15 protein-coding genes are annotated in these 17,776 nt (G+C 64.2%); 6 read left to right on the forward strand and 9 right to left on the reverse strand.

The annotated features are described in order from the left end of the window. Window positions 1-7: 7 nt before the first annotated feature. From metE to aceA, 3 genes are all read right to left on the reverse strand, one after another. Window positions 8-2,308, reverse strand: a complete 2,301-nt coding sequence (gene metE / locus ACZI8R_RS08530) for a 5-methyltetrahydropteroyltriglutamate--homocysteine S-methyltransferase (RefSeq protein WP_463379141.1) — start codon at window positions 2,306-2,308, stop codon at window positions 8-10. Window positions 2,309-2,429: 121 nt separating this feature from the next. After that, window positions 2,430-3,326 carry a 3-hydroxybutyryl-CoA dehydrogenase gene (locus ACZI8R_RS08535; RefSeq protein ID WP_463379142.1) on the reverse strand — a complete coding sequence of 299 codons (897 nt, stop codon included), beginning with the start codon at window positions 3,324-3,326 and terminating at the stop codon, window positions 2,430-2,432. 99 nt (window positions 3,327-3,425) lie between these two features. Then, window positions 3,426-4,715 (reverse strand): isocitrate lyase, encoded by a 1,290-nt coding sequence (gene aceA, locus ACZI8R_RS08540; RefSeq protein WP_463379143.1) that lies wholly within the window; start codon window positions 4,713-4,715, stop codon window positions 3,426-3,428. Between the two features lie 521 nt (window positions 4,716-5,236). Here aceA and ramB point away from each other — a divergent pair. Both ramB and ACZI8R_RS08550 read left to right on the forward strand, forming a co-directional pair. Continuing rightward, entirely contained in the window at window positions 5,237-6,649 is a 1,413-nt protein-coding gene (ramB, locus tag ACZI8R_RS08545) for an acetate metabolism transcriptional regulator RamB (protein WP_463379144.1), read from the forward strand. A gap of 66 nt (window positions 6,650-6,715) precedes the next feature. Continuing rightward, window positions 6,716-7,543, forward strand: a complete 828-nt coding sequence (locus ACZI8R_RS08550; RefSeq protein ID WP_463379145.1) for a hypothetical protein — start codon at window positions 6,716-6,718, stop codon at window positions 7,541-7,543. 55 nt (window positions 7,544-7,598) lie between these two features. Here ACZI8R_RS08550 and ACZI8R_RS08555 read toward each other — a convergent pair whose 3' ends face one another. Beyond that, the gene (locus ACZI8R_RS08555; RefSeq protein ID WP_463379146.1) at window positions 7,599-9,257 is read right to left on the reverse strand and encodes an FAD-binding dehydrogenase; all 1,659 of its coding nucleotides are present in this window, start codon (window positions 9,255-9,257) and stop codon (window positions 7,599-7,601) included. A gap of 131 nt (window positions 9,258-9,388) precedes the next feature. Here ACZI8R_RS08555 and ACZI8R_RS08560 point away from each other — a divergent pair, with 131 nt between their 5' ends. Beyond that, on the forward strand, window positions 9,389-9,919 hold the full coding sequence (locus tag ACZI8R_RS08560; protein ID WP_463379147.1) for a carboxymuconolactone decarboxylase family protein: 531 nt from the start codon (window positions 9,389-9,391) through the stop codon (window positions 9,917-9,919). 10 nt (window positions 9,920-9,929) lie between these two features. On the opposite strand, the gene ACZI8R_RS08565 is transcribed toward ACZI8R_RS08560, so the two are convergent. Then, entirely contained in the window at window positions 9,930-10,538 is a 609-nt protein-coding gene (locus ACZI8R_RS08565) for a TetR/AcrR family transcriptional regulator (protein ID WP_463379148.1), read from the reverse strand. Between the two features lie 50 nt (window positions 10,539-10,588). On the opposite strand from ACZI8R_RS08565, the gene ACZI8R_RS08570 reads away from it, so the two are divergent. Further along, window positions 10,589-12,052, forward strand: a complete 1,464-nt coding sequence (locus tag ACZI8R_RS08570) for an aldehyde dehydrogenase family protein (protein WP_463379149.1) — start codon at window positions 10,589-10,591, stop codon at window positions 12,050-12,052. 82 nt (window positions 12,053-12,134) lie between these two features. Here the strand turns inward: ACZI8R_RS08570 and ACZI8R_RS08575 are convergent, their stop codons facing one another. Next, complete coding sequence (locus ACZI8R_RS08575; protein WP_463379150.1) at window positions 12,135-12,983, reverse strand: SDR family oxidoreductase; 849 nt, start codon at window positions 12,981-12,983, stop codon at window positions 12,135-12,137. A 106-nt stretch (window positions 12,984-13,089) separates the two neighbouring features. Between ACZI8R_RS08575 and ACZI8R_RS08580 the strand changes: the two genes are divergently transcribed. Then, window positions 13,090-13,461, forward strand: coding sequence for a winged helix-turn-helix transcriptional regulator (locus ACZI8R_RS08580; RefSeq protein WP_463379151.1), 372 nt, complete (start codon window positions 13,090-13,092; stop codon window positions 13,459-13,461). A gap of 15 nt (window positions 13,462-13,476) precedes the next feature. Here ACZI8R_RS08580 and ACZI8R_RS08585 read toward each other — a convergent pair whose 3' ends face one another. Then, on the reverse strand, window positions 13,477-14,541 hold the full coding sequence (locus tag ACZI8R_RS08585) for a saccharopine dehydrogenase NADP-binding domain-containing protein (protein ID WP_463379152.1): 1,065 nt from the start codon (window positions 14,539-14,541) through the stop codon (window positions 13,477-13,479). A 32-nt stretch (window positions 14,542-14,573) separates the two neighbouring features. Continuing rightward, complete coding sequence (locus ACZI8R_RS08590; RefSeq protein WP_463379153.1) at window positions 14,574-15,506, reverse strand: NADP-dependent oxidoreductase; 933 nt, start codon at window positions 15,504-15,506, stop codon at window positions 14,574-14,576. A 115-nt stretch (window positions 15,507-15,621) separates the two neighbouring features. On the opposite strand from ACZI8R_RS08590, the gene ACZI8R_RS08595 reads away from it, so the two are divergent. Beyond that, a complete protein-coding gene (locus ACZI8R_RS08595) occupies window positions 15,622-16,188 on the forward strand; it encodes a TetR family transcriptional regulator (protein ID WP_463379154.1) in 567 nt (188 codons plus the stop codon). Between the two features lie 60 nt (window positions 16,189-16,248). Here ACZI8R_RS08595 and lpdA read toward each other — a convergent pair whose 3' ends face one another. Then, window positions 16,249-17,652: a dihydrolipoyl dehydrogenase gene (gene lpdA / locus ACZI8R_RS08600; RefSeq protein WP_463379155.1), complete on the reverse strand. Its 1,404-nt coding sequence runs from the start codon at window positions 17,650-17,652 to the stop codon at window positions 16,249-16,251. Window positions 17,653-17,776 lie beyond the last annotated feature (124 nt).

Here is a 17,776-nt window from a genome sequence, read left to right on the forward strand (position 1 = left end):
AACCGCGTTACTGCTCCTGCTGCTCGACCGCCTTGGCAGCCCGCCGACGAAGGCGCCGCGCCGCCGCCACAAGGTTTCGCAGGGACGGTTCGAGTTGCCAGTAGTGCCGCGTCTTGAGACCACCGTCCGGATTCGCCCACAGCCTGTCCAGGGGAAGCGATTCGGCCGCCTCGGTCAGCAGTTCGTCGAGCTCGTCGATGTCCGGAATGCGAGCCGAACGGCTCTCGTACACACCTGGCCCCACACCGTGAGTGAGGGCGCGTTCCTTGATGGCATCGAGCACCCAGGTGATCGACCGCGTCGCGACGATCGCCGTGACGTCCGCATCCAATCGCTCGATTGCGTCGACCACCGACGACCGACCCGAGTAGGTGAGGTGGGTGTGGATCTGAGTTTCCGGCTTGGCGCCACCCGTCGCGAGACGGAACGCATCGACCGCCCATTCCAGGTACGCCTCACGCCCGTCCTCGCGGAGCGGCAGCAGTTCACGAATCGCAGGTTCGTCCACCTGGATGATCGCGATACCCGCCGCCTCGAGATCGGCGATCTCGTCACGAACCACGAGTGCCAACTGCTCGGCCGTCTCGTAGAGCGGCTGGTCCTGGCGGACGAAGGAACGAGCGATCATCGTGACGGGGCCGGTCAACATCGCCTTCACCGGCTTGTCGGTCAACGACTGCGCGTAAGCGATCCATTCGACCGTCATCGGCTTCGGGCGCACGACGTCGCCGTAGAGAATCGGTGGCCGCGTGCAGCGTGAACCGTAGGCCTGCACCCAACCGTTGTGGGTGAAGGCGTAACCCTCCAGCAGTTCCGCGAAGTACTGGATCATGTCGTTGCGCTCGTGCTCGCCATGCACGAAGACGTCGAGACCGATGTCTTCCTGCAGTCGAATCGTCGACTCGATCTCGGCCTGGATCCGCTTGTAGTACTCGTCCCACTCGAGGCGTCCTTGACCCAGTTCGTACCGGGCATGACGGACCGCATCGGTCTGCGGGAACGAACCCAGCGTGGTCGCCGGAACCGGAGGCAGGTTCAACCGCTTCTGCTGTGCGATACGCCGTTCCTCGTACGGGGCACGGACACGATCGGCCGGCGTGACCGCATTGACCCGTGCGCGCACCGCGTGCTTGAGCTTGAAGTGCACGGACGTCGGCCGCTTGCGCCATTTGTCCGACGGGCCTTCGGTGAGGGCCTTCGCAAGCGAAACGACCTCTCCCACCTTCTGCTTGGCGAAGGCGAGACGGTCCGCGACGTCACCGGGAATGTCGTACTCGGACAGCACGTCGTACGGCACGTGCAGAAGGGACGTCGATGTCGAGACCACCAGGTCCGGCACCACGTCCTTCAGTGCGTTCAAGTAGGTGAGCGTCACGTAGCGGTCGACCCGCCACACGTTGCGGCCGTTCACGACGCCCGCGTAGATGCGCTTGCGCTTGATACCGGGAATCTTCGCAAGATCGTCGGGGCTGACCTTGCCGCTGACCAGGTCGAGACCGAGGGCCTCGACCTTCGTGGCAGCGAGAATCGGCAGCGCGTCACCGAGCCAGCCGTACGGGCCGGTCACCAGGAGACGGGGCCGCATCGGGGCGTGCGACAACGTCTCGTAGGCGCGGCGCAGTGCTTCGAGTTCCTCGGGTGTGCGGTCTTCTGTGAAGGACGGTTCGTCGAGCTGAATGCAGGTGGCGCCGGCCTGCGCAAGCTGCTCGAACAGGCGCTCGTACTCGGGCAGAATGCGGTCCAACAGATCGAGTGTCGAGAACCCCTCCTGCTCGGATGTGGGGCCGATTTTCGAGAGCAGCAGCAGCGACACCGGGCCGAGCACGACGGGGCGAAGCTCGATCCCCCGCGCCTTCGCGCGCTCGAACTCGTCGAGCACCGTCTCCGACCTCAGCGAGAAGGTCGTGTTCTCATCCAGTTCGGGCTGACGGTAGTGGTAGTTGGTGCCGAAGAACCGCACCAGCTCGAGCGGCGGGAAATCGGGGCGGCCGCGAGCCATGGTGAAGTAGAAGTCCAGCTCGTCGAGTTCGTTCTCGAGTGGCTTGAACCGTTCCGGGACGGCTCCGAACAACAGCGCGTTGTCGAGCACGTGGTCGTAGAACGAGAACGTGTTTCCGGGCACCTGGGTCAGACCCGTGGCGGCGAGTTCGCTCCACGTTTCTTCCTGGAGATCCTTGGCTACTGCCAGCAGCGACTCCTTGTCGGAAGTCCCGTGCCAGTAGGCCTCGAGCGCGCGCTTCAGTTCACGGTGGGGTCCGATTCGCGGATATCCCAGGACGCTGGAGCCGTATGCTTCCGTGCTGGACATGCGGTCTACCTTTCTGCGCTCACACTTCATTACCCAGAACCACCTGTGCGCCTCTCGCAGACACCGGCAAGAACGAAACTACCGGGACCGCGAAAGGCGCACAGGGGCGACGTCTGTAAACCTAGCTCGCCTTCTTGTTCGCGCGGCCGTTGTCGCCGTACTCGTAGAAGCCCGCGCCCGACTTCTTGCCGGTCAGTCCTGCTTCGACCATGCGAAGCAGCAGCGGCGGGGCGGAGTACAACGGCTCCTTGAACTCTTCGTACATCGAGTCCGCGATCGACTTGACGGTGTCGAGACCGACGAGGTCCGTCAGAGCCAACGGGCCCATCGGATGTGCGAGACCGAGGACGGTGGCCTTGTCGATGTCTTCCTTCGTTGCGAACCCGGACTCCACCATGCGAATGGCCGAGAGCAGGTACGGAACCAGAAGAGCATTGACGACGAATCCGGAGCGGTCGGCCGAACGAACGACCTGCTTGCCGAGAACATCGCTCGCGAACGCCTCTGCGCGCTCGTTGACGGTGGCGCTGGTCTTGAGGGTGGTGACGAGTTCCACGAGCGGCAGAACCGGCACCGGGTTGAAGAAGTGCATTCCGATGACGCGCTCGGGACGCTTGGTGGCGATGCCGAGCTTCATGATCGGGATCGACGAGGTGTTGGAGGCCAACACCGCATCGGGATCGGTGACGATCTGGTCGAGTTCGGTGAAAATCTCGCCCTTGACCTTCTCGTCCTCGACGACCGCCTCCACAACGAACTGCCGGTCGGCGAAGTCGCCGAGATCGGAGGTGAAACGCAGGCGCCATGCTGCCTGCTCACGCTCACGCTCGGTGATCTTTCCGCTGCTCACGCCACGATCGAGAGAACGGAGGATGCGCGAGCGTCCGGCTGCGGCGAGCTCACGGGTCTGCTCGAACACCAGGACGTCGACATGCGCGCGTGCGCACACTTCGGCGATTCCGGCACCCATGATCCCGGCGCCGATCACGCCGACGCGCTGAATCTTTTCGCTGCTCACGTCAGCTGCCTTTCGTTGAGTGGAGGGGGGTTGTTCACCTGCGGGAGTGGTCCGAGAGGACCACTCCCGCAGGGGTAGAACATTCGAAGCAGTCAGTTCTTAGTGGAACTGGCCCTCTTCGGTGGAGCCCTTCAGCGCCGCGGTGGACGTGTTGGGGTCGACCGTGGTGGCGATGCGGTCGAAGTAGCCGGCGCCAACCTCACGCTGGTGCTTGATGGCGGTGAAGCCACGCTCCTCGGCAGCCTTGAACTCACGCTGCTGCAGGTCGACGAACGCGGTCATGCCGTCGCGGGCGTAGCCGTGTGCCAGGTCGAACATGCCGTAGTTGAGCGAGTGGAAGCCCGCCAGGGTGATGAACTGGAACTTGAAGCCCATTGCGCCGAGCTCCTTCTGGAACTTCGCGATGGTGGCGTCGTCCAGGTGCGCCTTCCAGTTGAAGGACGGCGAGCAGTTGTAGGCCAGCAGCTGGTCCGGGAACTCGCTGCGAACCGACTCGGCGAACTTCTTGGCGACCTCGAGGTCCGGCACGCCGGTCTCCATCCAGATGAGGTCGGAGTACGGGGCGTATGCCTTGGCACGCGCGATGCAGGGCTCGATGCCGTTCTTGATTCCGTAGAAGCCCTCGTCCGTGCGGGTTCCGTCGAGGAACGGGCGGTCACGCTCGTCCACATCGGAGGTGATGAGGGTTGCGGCCTCGGCATCGGTACGCGCGATGACGACGGTGGGAACGTCCGCGACGTCGGCTGCGAGACGAGCCGAGGTCAGGGTGCGGATGTGCTGCTGCGTGGGGATGAGCACCTTGCCACCGAGGTGGCCGCACTTCTTCTCCGACGCGAGCTGGTCCTCCCAGTGCGAGCCGGCAACGCCGGACGCGATCATGGCCTTCTGCAGCTCGTAGACGTTGAGAGCGCCACCGAAGCCGGCCTCACCGTCGGCGACGATCGGGGCGAGCCAGTTCTCGACCGAGGTGTCACCCTCGACCTTGGCAACCTCGTCCGCGCGGAGCAGAGCGTTGTTGATGCGGCGAACGACCTGCGGAACCGAGTTGGCCGGGTAGAGGCTCTGGTCCGGGTAGGTGTGGCCGGAAAGGTTCGCGTCGCCGGCGACCTGCCAACCGGACAGGTAGATGGCCTTGAGGCCCGCGCGGACCTGCTGCACGGCCTGGTTGCCGGTGAGGGCACCGAGCGAGTTGATGTAATCCTCGTTGTTCACGAGGTCCCACAGGATCTCGGAACCACGGCGGGCGAGGGTCGCCTCTTCGACGACGCTGCCCTGGAGCTGCACAACCTGCTCGGCCGTGTAGTTACGGGTAATGCCCTTCCAGCGCGGGTTGGTGTCCCAATCCTGCTGAATTTCAGCTGCGGTCTTCGGGGTGCCGGTGGTCGACATCAAGACTCCACTCTCTAGATTGCTGGCTCCGGTACGGATGTACTGCTTCACATCCTTGCCAGGGCCTTTCGGATGTACTTACCGAGAATGGCACAACCAAAAAGTGCCGTCTACCTGTTGCTAATGCCAATCTTGGCTAGCTTTTCAGCGCACTTTGCTAAGTTTGCGAATGAACCAATGAACCAAGCAGATGCTTGGGCGCCCCGTCCAGCGCCAGTTCCTACTGGCAAGTAGGTATCTACCTCGGGGTTAATGAAAACCCGAGTACCGAACAGAACCACCGACCCGCGAACCACTCCACTCCGCTTCGGCGGCCACCTCACATCACCGCCCCGACGCCGTGTGAGGACAATCACCACGCCGACCCGAGGGTCGAACGTGCCTGAGTGCACACAAATCGGCTTCCGAGACGGGATCCCGTCGCAAAACGCGATTCGTGTGCACTCAGCCCGTATCCCGCGTCTCGCTAAGACTGCCAATGATTCGTTGCGAACACAGTGAACCGCTCGTAACCTGGAGAAATGTCCAAGACCTTCGTGGGTGCACGGCTCCGTCAGCTACGGACCGAGCGAGCAATGAGCCAGGCCGCACTGGCGAAGTCCCTGGAGATCTCGGCCAGCTATCTGAATCAGATCGAGCACGACGTCCGCCCCCTCACCGTCCCGGTTCTTCTGCGGATCAGCGAGGTGTTCGGAGTCGACACCACGTTCTTCTCTTCCCAGGACGACACCCGTCTGATCGCGGAGATGCGGGAGGTGGCGCTCGACCAGGAGATGGGGATCGACGCCGACGCTCAGGAGATCGCCGAGATGGTGTCGACTCACCCTGGGCTCGCGAAATCGATGGTCAACATGCATCGCCGGTTCCGCAACACCACCGCCCAGCTCGCGGCCGCCACGGAAGACCGCTACAGCGACGGCAGCGGCAGCGGAGCGATCACCATGCCCCACGAGGAAGTACGCGACTACTTCTATCAGCGGCAGAACTACCTCCACGAACTGGACACCGCCGCGGAGGAACTGACCGCGAGAATGCGTTTCCACCGGGGTGACGTCGGCGGCGAGGTCGCCCGTCGACTGCAATCGGTGCACGACGTGCAGATTCAGAAGCGCATCGACCTCGGCGAGGGCGTACTGCACCGGTACGACCCCGAGACCAGAATCCTCGAGATCTCGCCTCACCTGTCGGGCGGACAGCAGGTGTTCAAGTTCGCAACCGAACTCGCCTACCTCGAACACGGCGAGCTGATCGAGAAGCTCGTAGAGGAAGGCAACTTCACGAGCGATTCCTCGCTCGCACTCGCCCGCCTCGGTCTGGCCAACTACTTCGCCGCCGCAACGGTGCTCCCCTACGGTCAGTTCCACGAGGTGGCGGAGGACTTCCGTTACGACATCGAACGCCTGTCCGCCTTCTACGCGGTGAGCTACGAGACCGTGTGCCACCGCCTTTCCACGTTGCAGCGCCCCAAGCTACGGGGAGTTCCATTCATGTTCGTCCGAGTCGATCGCGCCGGAAACATGTCGAAACGTCAGTCCGCCACGGGTTTTCACTTCTCCACCAGTGGTGGAACCTGCCCGTTGTGGAACGTGTACGAGACGTTCTCGTATCCCGGAAAGATCATGAATCAGATCTCTCAGATGCCGGACGGTCGCCGCTACCTTTGGATCGCGCGCACCGTCGAACGCAGGGCTGCGCGGTACGGACAGCCCGGCAAGACCTTCGCGATCGGCCTCGGGTGCGAAATTCGGCATGCTCATCGACTCGTCTACGGTGACGGCCTCGACCTCGACGAGTCCAACCCCGGCACCCCGATCGGCGCGGGATGCCGTGTCTGCGAACGACTCAACTGCCCACAGCGCGCATTCCCGCCCCTCGGTAAGGACCTGGATATCAGCGAGCACCGCAGTTCGGTGTCGCCGTACGTCATTCAGTAGCCCATGTATGGTTGCGCAGCCGAACCGGACAAGGGTCCGGTCGCTTAACGGGGGGAATATTCAGCTATGCAGCCGACCCAGGATCAGGCGCCTACCCAGGCACCTGACGACATGTCGACACAGCCGGTGCAGTCAGCGCCCGCACCGAAGAGCAAGCGGGGACTCTTCGTGGCCGCAGGAGTGGTCGCCGCTGCCGCGGTGGCCGTCACGGTCGGATTCGTCGCCTTCGGCGGCAATGACACACCGGACACTCCGGCCGACCAGCTCGCAGCCGCCGTCGACAACACGTTCCGCGACCCGATGCGTGTGACATCGATCAAGGACGGCGTCGAGTCCACCGCTCAGATCGATCATCCGAACAAGATCGTGCTCACCGATGCTCCGGCAGGCGGACCGACCGGAGCTGCCTTCACGTCGTTCCTGCACGAACAGGACCTGTTCATCAAGTTCGCACAGGGGTCCGCAGGGGCCGAGGCCGGAAAGTGGTACCGAGTGCCCGTCGCGGACTCGGGCATGGGCGCGATGATGACCCGGGCATTCGACCCGGAATTCGTCTCCTCACTGCTGGATACCGCGAAGAACGTCGAAGAGACAGAGCCCGAGACCCTCGACGGAGTCGACACCACCCACTACGTGGTGACGATGGACAAGCAGGCTGTTGTCGACATGACCCTCGGCGCCATGCGCGGCGAAGGTGACGCCCCGATGCCCGAGGAGGCGCGGGCCGGAATGGCAGCGATGCTGCCGGACACCACGGAGTACTGGGTCGACGGGTCCGGACGCCTCGTGCAGGAGGACGACGGCACTCAGGTCAAGCGCTACCACGATTTCGGTGTGCCGCTCGACCTTCCGGAGATCGACGAGTCCACGGTGCAGGACATGCCGTTCTCCTGATCGATCGAGCGGTTCACCACCGCAACACCTTTCGACCCGCCCTCTGGGGCGCTTCCTACACGGAGCGCCCCAGAGCGCGTCCTGCGGCCCGACCGGAGAAGATGCATCCACCGAGGAAGGTGCCCTCGAGCGCGTTGTAGCCGTGCACGCCGCCGCCGCCGAATCCGGCAACCTCTCCGGCCGCGTACAGACCCTCGAACGGGGTTCCGTCCGGCCGCATCACCTGCGAGTCCAGGTTCGTCTCGAGCCCGCCGAGCGTCTTGCGTGTCAACAGGTTCAGTCGTACAGCGATGAGTGGGCCGAACTTCGGATCCTGAAGCTTGTGCGGCTTGGCCACCCGTGTCACCTTGTCCGGCAGGAAGCTTCGAGCGTTCCTGATCGCCATGACCTGCATGTCCTTGGTGTAGGCGTTGTCGAGTTGCCGATCGCGTGCCACCACTTCCTTCTCGACCTGGTCGTAGTCGAGCTGAGGTCCGGGTGCGATGGCGTTCATCCCGTCCACGAGATCTCGGAGGTTGTCGCGAACGACGAAGTCCTCACCGTGTTCCTTGAACGCCTCGACGGGTCCCGTTGCGCCCTTCTTCACCCTTTGGAGCAGGAGCTTGAGGTCCTTGCCTGTCATGTCCGGGTTCTGCTCCGACCCAGAGAGCGCGAACTCCTTCTCGATGATCGACTGAGTGAGAACGAACCACGTGTAGTCGTATCCCGATCGTGCGATGTGCTCGAGAGTTCCCAAGGAATCGAAGCCGGGGAACGCAGGAATCGGCATCCGCTTTCCGGTGGCATCGAGCCACAGAGACGAAGGACCGGGAATGATGCGGATCCCGTGGTTCGGCCAGATCGGGTCCCAGTTCTTGATCCCTTCGGTGTAGTGCCACATACGATCTCGGTTGACGATGCTGCCGCCCGCCGACTCCGTGATTCCGAGCATCCGCCCGTCGACGTGGGCCGGCACCCCGCAGATCATGTTCTGCGGCATCGGCCCCATCCGATCCTCGGGCCAGTTCTGGCGCACGAGTTCCTGATTGGCGCCGATCCCGCCGGAGGTGACGACAACCGCACTCGCACGAAGCTCGAAATCGCCGACCGGTGTACGTGAAGATTGCACGCCGCGTTCCTCCGAGGACGGTTCGAGAACCGTCCCGCGCACGCCTACTGCTGCGCCGTTCGACGTGATCAGCTCGTCCACCTGATGCCGGTACGCGAAGGTCACCAACCCGTCTGCAACGCCCCGGAGCACCGGTTCACGGAACACCCGAACGACCTCGGGGCCGGTCCCCCACGCTATGTGGAATCGCGGGACCGAGTTGCCGTGACCGTCCGCCAGCCCGGACCCACGTTCTGCCCATCCCACGTTCGGCATCAGCTTCAGACCGAGATCGCCCAGATACGAACGCTTCTCGCCGGCCGCGAACTCCACGTAGGCCCGCGCCCACTGCCGGCCCCAGTGGTCCTCGCGCTCACGGTCGAATCCGGCGGATCCCAGCCAGTCCTGCATCGCCAAGTCGTAGGAATCCTTGATTCCCAGGTGCCTCTGCTCGGGCGAATCGACGAGGAACAGTCCGCCCAGCGACCAGAACGCCTGCCCGCCGAGGTTCGACTCGTTCTCCTGATCGACGACCACCACTCGCTTGCCCGCCTTCACCAGCTCGTGGGTGGCGACGAGGCCGGCCAGGCCGGCACCTACGACGATGACATCTGCGTTCGCTGACATTCCCCAACTCCTGGCGTGATCGCGGTCGGTGGCGTGAATGCACGCCTCGCACGAATCTATACCGAGATGCTGCTGGGGAAGTGACGCCCGTTACGTATGCTCGCGTAGGAAACCTCGACACAGGAGCCACCGTGACACCTCGAATCCCACCGGGACGCTTCAAGGAGTTGGGGCCCGTCAACTGGATCGTGTGGCGGGTGCTGTCGACGGCGTCCCGAACGCCGGACGCGCACCTGTTCAGCACTCTCGGCCGCACCGGCGGGCTCTTCCGCGGATGGTTGCACTACTCGGGCAAGCTCATGCCCGGTGGCCGCCTGCCCCGGCACGAGTCCGAGTTGGTGATCATCCGCGTGGCACACCTTCGCGAGTGCCGGTACGAGATGGACCACCACGAACGCCTCGGCCGCCGCGCCGGCGTCACCCCCACGATCCTCGATCGGATCGTCGAAGGTCCCGGCGCACCGGGGTGGAGCGAGAAGCACCGCGCACTACTCACCGCAGTCGACGAATTGGTCGCCGCCAAGAACGTCACAGACGAGACATGGTCGGCGCTTGCCGCTCACTACGACGACCGGCGCCTGATCGAGATCGTCCTTCTGATCACGCAATACGACGGGTTGGCCACCACGATCGGCACACTGCGCCTGGATCGGGACTTCTGACAAGCCCTTGTCAGGCGCTTCCGTAGGCGGTGCGGCGCCACAGCAGCGCCAGGGTATTCGAGAGCGCCTCACGTCCGGCATCGTCTCGGTCCGCCATATGCAAGCCGATGGTGTCGACCGTTGTCGTCACCAGGACGTGAGCCAGAAGGTCTGCGTCACCCGGTAGCGCGACACCTGCTTCCTGCTGCTGCCGGATCCGTGATGCGACCGCGACGCTCACCCTGTCCGTCATGTGCTGCCACGCCTGACGCACAACGTCGTCGTACGTGGCGGTCTGCACCACGGACCGCAGGACGGGAATGCTCGGCGTCAAGAGGACGACGAGCGAGCTCACGGCCGTCTCGACGTGGTCGGGACCGGATGGCAACCCGCCCAGTTCCTCGTCCGCTCGCATGGAGACGGGCCCGATGACCGTCTCGACCAACCGAACGAGAAGGGCACTCTTGTCGACGAAATGGCCGTAGAAGGCGGGCCTGGAAATGCCGGCGCGACGAGCGATCTGCTCCACCGTCAGGTCTGCGAACTCGATGCCTTCGCCCAGCAGCTCGCTCGTCGAATCCAGGACTGCCTGCTCGGCGATCGCTCGCCTCTCGCGAGTGCTGCGCCGCTTGAACGTCATGCGAACACCATACTTGACGCAAAGTCTGACACGGTGTCAGACTTTGCGTCATGACAAGCGCCAGCACCCTGACATCGACGGATCCGGTAGACGGCACAGTCGTCGCCGAGTTCGCCATCGACGACGCCGACGCGGTGAACACCGCGGTTGCCGACACTCGACGCGCCGCGGAGAACTGGCGCTCGATCGGCCCCGACGAGCGGCGCACGCATCTCCTGCGCTGGAAGCGAGTGATGTCGGCGCGGCGGGAGGAACTCTTCGACCTCCTGCATCGGGAGAACGGCAAGGTGCAGGCAGATGCGCTGCTCGAGCTGACGCTGACCATCGACCACCTGGACTGGGCGGCGCGCCACGCCGGCAAGACACTTCGCGACAAGCGGGTGTCACCGGGCCTGCTCATGTTCAACCAGGCCGCGCGAATCCGCTACCGCCCCTATGGCGTCATCGGTGTGATCGGACCGTGGAATTATCCGATCTACACACCGATGGGTTCGATCGGCTACGCACTGGCCGCCGGCAATGCGGTCGTGTTCAAACCGTCCGAACACACCCCTGCGATCGGCCACTGGCTGTCGGACACCTTCGCCGAGGCCGTTCCCGACCATCCGGTGTTCCGGACCGTGTTCGGCGGCGGCGAGACCGGCGCAGCGCTCTGCGCCTCGGGGGTGGACAAGTTGGCATTCACCGGATCGGGGCCGACGGGATCCAAGGTGATGGCCGCGTGCTCGACCACGCTCACCCCTGTCCTGATGGAGTTGGGCGGGAAGGATGCGCTCATCGTCGACTACGACGCCGACCTGGACGCGGCAGCGGACGGCGCCCTGTGGGGTGCGGTGATGAACGGCGGGCAATCGTGCGCCGGAGTCGAGCGTGTGTACGTCGTCGACTCGGTATACGACGCGTTCGTTCGGCGGATCACCGAACGCGCCCGAACCTTGCAGGCCGGAAAGGATTACGGACCCGTCACCATGCCCGGCCAACTCGACATCGTTCGTCGTCACATCGACAGTGCGATTGCCGATGGTGGGCGCGCACTCGTAGGTGGTCCCGAGTCGGTTCGTCCGCCGTTCGTCGACCCGGTGGTACTGGTCGACGTTCCGGAGGAGTCCGCGGCCGTCCGCGAAGAAACCTTCGGACCGGTCGTCGTGGTTACGCGCGTCCCCGACATCGACACCGCAGTCGATCTGACGAATTCCTCCGAATACGGCTTGGGTGCTGCAGTTTTCGGATACGAGCGCGCCGGCGAGATCACCGATCGTCTACACACCGGAATGGTCAGCATCAACGACGTGATCAGCTACGGCGGCATCCCCACCCTGCCGTTCGGCGGTGTCCGCTCTTCCGGTTTCGGGCGCATCCACGGAGCGGAAGGGCTACGGGAATTCGTGACACCCCAGGCAATCACGCGCAAGCGGTTCGCCGGGCCGGTGCGAGTTGCCACCTACCGACGTTCGTCCCGCGACCTGACGATTCTCGGTCTCGTCCAGCGCCTGGTGGCCGCGCTGCACCGTTAGATGCGGGCTGAGTGCACACAAATCGCAATCTGCGACGGGATTCCGCCGGAAATGCGGGTTTGTGTGCACTCAGGCACGTTGTTCAGCGCTCCAACACGGCCGAGAACGGCGTGGACTCGCGGCCGAGCAACTTCTGCAGGTCGCCCGAGTCGGTGTCGAGTGCGCCCACAGCGACACCGGCGTCCGAGTCGGCGAGCATGTTCGCCACCGCGGCGGGAAGCCCGGCCTGTTCGAGGACGCCGGCGTACTCGGCCTGCGGCAAGTTGACGTATTCGACTGTCTTGCCCGCGTTCTCCCCGATGGCCGCAGCCAGTTCCCGGTACGTCAGGCGCTGATCGCCACCGAGCTCGTACACCTTGCCGGCCTGATTGTCGGCAAGCATCACGGCCGCGGCGGCCTCTGCGTAGTCCTTGCGCGTCGCGCCGGCGACACGACCGTCCTCAGCGCTGCCGAGCAGTTTCCCCGATTCGACGGCAGACGGGACACTACCGAGGTAGTTCTCCCAGTACCAGCCGTTGCGAAGCAGCGCGTGGTCGATCCCCGACTGGGCCAGCTTCTTCTCGGTCGCGAGGTGTTCCGTGGCCAGGCCGAGCGAACTCGAGTCTGCTCGTATCACGCTGGTGTACGCGATGAATCCCACTCCGGCGGCAGTGGCCGCGTCGATGACGTTGGCGTGCTGCGCTTCCCGCTGACCGACCTCGCTCGACGACACCATCAGCAGTTTGTCGACACCGGCGAACGCCTTCTCGAGTGCCGCGCGGTCGTTGTAGTCCGCGCGGCGCACGTCGACACCCTGGGCGGACAGTTCCGCCGCCTTCGCGGGATCGCGCACGATCGCGACCAGTTCACTCGGAGCGCTACCGCGTTCCACGAGGGCGTCGAGTGCGAGTCGGCCGAGGTTTCCGGTGGCGCCGGTGACTGCGATGGTCATGTGAACTCCCTGAAGGTTGTCGTTTCTAACCCTTACAACCATCCACTAACTCTTAGTTAGTGTCAACTACACCGTAAGCACTTACCCGTTCGCGTAGACTGCGCATATGCAAGAGGCCAATTTCGAAGCCGACGTCTTCGCACGGGACTGTGCGTCGCGAGACACGCTGCAGACCGTCACAGGGCGTTGGGGTGTGCTCGCACTCGCCGCCCTCGGGGAGGGCAACTATCGATTCGGCGAACTCCGCCGCCGCGTGGACGGCGTCAGTGAGCGAATGCTGTCCCAGACGTTGCAGGCCCTCGAACGGGACGGACTCGTACGGCGCGAGGTGCTCACGGCGATCCCCCCGAAAGTGGAATACAGCCTCACCCCGCTCGGCGAGAAGGTGGCTCAGCGCTTGCAGGGTCTCATCGAATTCGTCGAGGCGAGCATGCCGGAGGTACTCGAGGCTCGCGAGCGCTACACCCGCGCCGACTGAACGAGCCCCTCGACTTCACGCGCCAGGCTCCAGCACGTATTCGCCGCCGCACGCAGTGGCAAGCGTGGCACCGAAGAGTGCGGCCGGAGTGTAGGCGCCGGGCCGACCCGAACCGGCGAGCAGGCGCTGGGCGATTTCCGCAGGAACGGCACCGGTGTACTCGTGAGCGTCCCCCAACCGCAGCCAGCCTTCCCTGGTCTTGCCGTCTGCCCACGTCACAACCGCATGGCCCCACGAGTGTTCGCGCGGGGCTTCTTTCGCCTTGACGGGCATCCGTGCGAGGTGACGAGTTGCAAACGTTCTCAGTCGTTCCCATCGCATGAGCGCTCCCACGGCCGACACCATCTTCCGCGCCAAGAACGAGGACGGCGCTTCGCTGGATGCCGACAGCACAAAGCGGGCGCCGCTCGCCCGTTGGGCTGCAAGAAGTTCACCGAGCGGCATACTCGCCGAGGTCACGGTCGTCCCGTCCGGCAAGGTGAGTTCCCGCGCTTCGGCACCGACCGGGGCGGATACCAACCGACCGTCACTGACCCGAAGGCCTTCGAGGCTGCTCAGCAAGGTGCCGACCAGAGCCTCACCGGCAATCCCTTCTTCCCTCGCCATGGACGGCAGCATGTCGACCCGGACCCGGAGGGGTGTGGGAAGCCCTTCGCACAGCTTCACGACGACACTCTCGGTAGCGGTCACGCCGAAACCGGCACCGGTGACCAGCGTCAGACCGGCCTCGACAGCCATGTCGTGCCGTTCGAACGTAGCGGCAAGCGCCTCGACGTCGTTCGCCAAGTCGACGTAATGGCTGCCGGCGGCACGGCAAGCATCGATGACGATCGGGGCAGTCGTCGTGAAGGGTCCGACCGTGTTGATGACCACGCGCGGACTCTGTCGCCGAATCTCCGTGGCAGTCGCGGCGATCGACGGCGCCACGAGCGTCTCGCCGCCGGTCTCCTCCGCAGCGGCCTGCAGTCTGGTGGCGTCCCTTCCGACGAGGACTGCGGACAAGCCTCTTCGGGCGAGTTGCGCCGCGATGGCGCGGCCACTGCGGCCTGTGCCGCCAAGGATCCAGATCTGTTCACTCATGTTGAAAATTCCTAATTCAGCTGTTCAGGGGGTCAGGGCATTGTCACGATGAGCTTGCCGCCCTTGGGCGAGTCATCGCTTTCGAATTCAGTGAGGGCCGCGACGGCATCCGAGAGGGGCACACTGCGAGCGATCGGAACCCCCAGCGTTCCCTCGCCGGCCGCGCGTGCGACTTGCTCGAGGTCATCGGTGACGGGCCGGGTCACCAGAACCTGGAACGGCCCAGGAACGGTGGCGCGCGCGAGCCGGGCGGGGGTGGGATGGATACCGACGATGCGCCCGCCAGGCTTCAGCAGCTTCCGAGCTCGTTCGCTGGTCAGGGTGTCCGCTGTATCGAGGACAATGTCGAATCTCTCGGCGAATTCGGTCGCATCGAAATCGAACTCGACGATCGGATCGATGCCGAGTTCCTGCGCATCCTCCACTGCGGTTGCACGGCAACTGCCTCCTACCGAGGCACCTCGCGCCAGGGCGATCTGGACTGCAGCGCGGCCCACTCCACCCAGACTCCCGTGCACGAAAACAGTCTGTCCTGGTCGCAGCTTTCCCTTCTCGATGATGGCCTGAAAGGCGGTGAGCCCCACGATCGGTAGCGCCGCCGCCTCCTCGAAAGAGAGACTCGAGGGCTTCTTCACGACACCTTTCGACGACGCGAGCACCATCTCGGCGAAGGCTCCAGACCCCTTCATCGACGCTCCTCCGAGTACTTCGTCGCCAAGTGCGAGCCTGGAAACCCCCGGCCCGACAGCCTCCACGACGCCCGCGAAGTCATGGCCGAATCCACGCGGAAAGCTCCGCCCGGTCAGCATCTTCATGGCGCCGCCGCGGATTCCACGGTCCATCGGATTGGTCGCAGCGGCCCGTACGCGGACCAAGACCTCCTGGGAGCGGAGTCGACGCGGCTCGAAGTCTTCCAGCCGCATGACTTCGGGCCCGCCGTACTCGTGGTACTGAATGCGCTTCATCGCTACCGCACCTTCCATGTCATTTCGTGACATCACTCTACACGATGATGTCACTTGATGACATGACTTCCGCGAGAGTTGCATGTCACGGGCTGACATCACCTATGCTCTCAGCATGGGACGGTGGAAACCTGGGGCCGGCGAGCGATTGCGAGAGGCCGCGCTGGCGCTGTACATGGAGCGTGGCTTCGAGCAGACGACAGTCACGGACATCGCCGAGCGGGCCGGTGTCACTGCCCGTACGTTCTTCCGCTACTTCGCCGACAAACGCGAGGCCCTCTTCGCCGACTCCGCCGAGATCGAGAAGAGCATGCTGGCAGTCATCGATGAGATGCCTGCCACCGCAACTGCATTGGATGCCGTGACCGCCGCGCTCGACGCTGTCGCGGACACGGTCGGTGACGACCACGAATCCGCAAGAATGCGACAGATCGTGATCACCGCGAATGCCGATCTCCGTGAGCGCCAGGTAAGCAAACTCGCGATACTGTCGACGGCTCTGGCCGACAGGTTGCGGCAGCGCGGTATCGGCGACACCGAAGCCGATTTGGCCGCGGAGATGAGTATTTCCGTCTTTCGCGTCGCCTTCTCGCGATGGGTCGACGCCGGTGGAGACCAAGACCTCCGAGCCATCATCCGCGACACATTGGACCGGATGAGGACCCTCGCCGCCGACGCCTGAGCCCACAACGACGAAGCCCGCACATCTCGTGGATGTGCGGGCTTCCGTGTGGAGCAGAGATCAGAGGTTGATCATGTGCCCTGCCAGGCCGTGAATGGCCTCCTGCAGTGCCTCGCTGAGAGTCGGGTGCGTGTGCACGTTGCGCGCGAGTTCGTTGACCGTGAGGTCCCACTTCTGCGCCAGCGTCAGCTCGGGGAGCAATTCGGACACGTCCGGCCCGATCAGGTGCCCACCGATCAGCTCGCCGTACTTCTTGTCGGCGATGAGCTTCACGAAGCCGGTCGGATCGCCGAGGCCGTGGGCCTTCCCGTTGGCCATGAACGGGAAGTTCGCGACCTGAACGTCGTAGCCCTCGTTTCGAGCCTGCTCCTCGGTGAGACCGAACGAGGCAACCTGCGGCTGGCAGAACGTCGCCCGCGGCATCATGCGGTAGTCGCCGAGCTCGAGGGTTTCGGCGTCGCCGATGGTCTCGGCAGCAACCACGGCCTGCGCTTCCGCGACGTGCGCGAGCTGCAGCTTGGCGGTGACGTCACCGATCGCGTAGATGTGCGGCACGCTGGTGCGCATCCGCTCGTCGATGTCGATGGCACCACGGTCGGTGAGCGCAACACCGGTGCGGTCGAGGCCGTAGCCCTCCACGCGCGGCGCGAATCCGACCGACTGCAGCACCTTGTCCACGACAACGGTCTCGACGTCGCCGGACTTGTTGTCCTTGATCGACACGGTGACCTTGTCGCCGCCGTCTTCGATGGACTGCACGGCGGCGCCGGTCTTGATGGTGATGCCCAGCTTCTTGTACGCCTTGGTGATCTCCTTGGAGACGTCGGCGTCCTCGTTGGGCAGTGCGCGGTCGAGGAACTCGACGATGGTGACGTCCACGCCGTAGTTCTTCAGGACGTAGGCGAACTCCATACCGATCGCGCCGGCTCCGACGACCAGCATCGACCCGGGCAGATCCCGGGTCATGATCTGCTCCTCGTAGGTGACCACGTTCTCGCTCAGCGCGGTGCCGGGGAGCAACTTGGTCTCACTGCCGGTCGCGATGATCGCGTTGTCGAACGTGATCTCTTCGGTGCCGCCTTTCGACAGCTCCACCGAGACACCGTTGGGACCCGTGAAGGTGCCGCGGCCGTCGTATTCGGTGATCTTGTTCTTCTTCATCAAGAAGTGAACGCCCTTGACGCGCCCGTCCGCGACCTTGCGGCTGCGATCGAAGGCTGCGCCGAAATCGAAGGACGCCTCTCCCGAGATACCGAAGGTCTTTGCCTCTTTCGTGAAGAGATGCGCAAGTTCGGCATTACGGAGAAGTGCCTTGGAGGGGATGCAGCCGACGTTCAAGCACACACCACCCCAGTACTTCTGCTCGATGATGGCGGTGCTCAATCCCAGCTGTGCCGCGCGGATAGCAGCGACGTACCCGCCGGGACCGGCTCCGAGGACAACGACGTCATAGTGTGAGGTCACGGTTCCTCAGGGTAGTCCCGTCCCGAATCGTTGTCTCGAGCTGGTCGTATTACTCACGAGTAGCCATTTCGGTCGCCACCACGCGCACTCGCATGCGCTCGGTATCCTCGGATTTCATGACCTG

It is taken from the genome of Rhodococcus huquni (assembly GCF_055231055.1).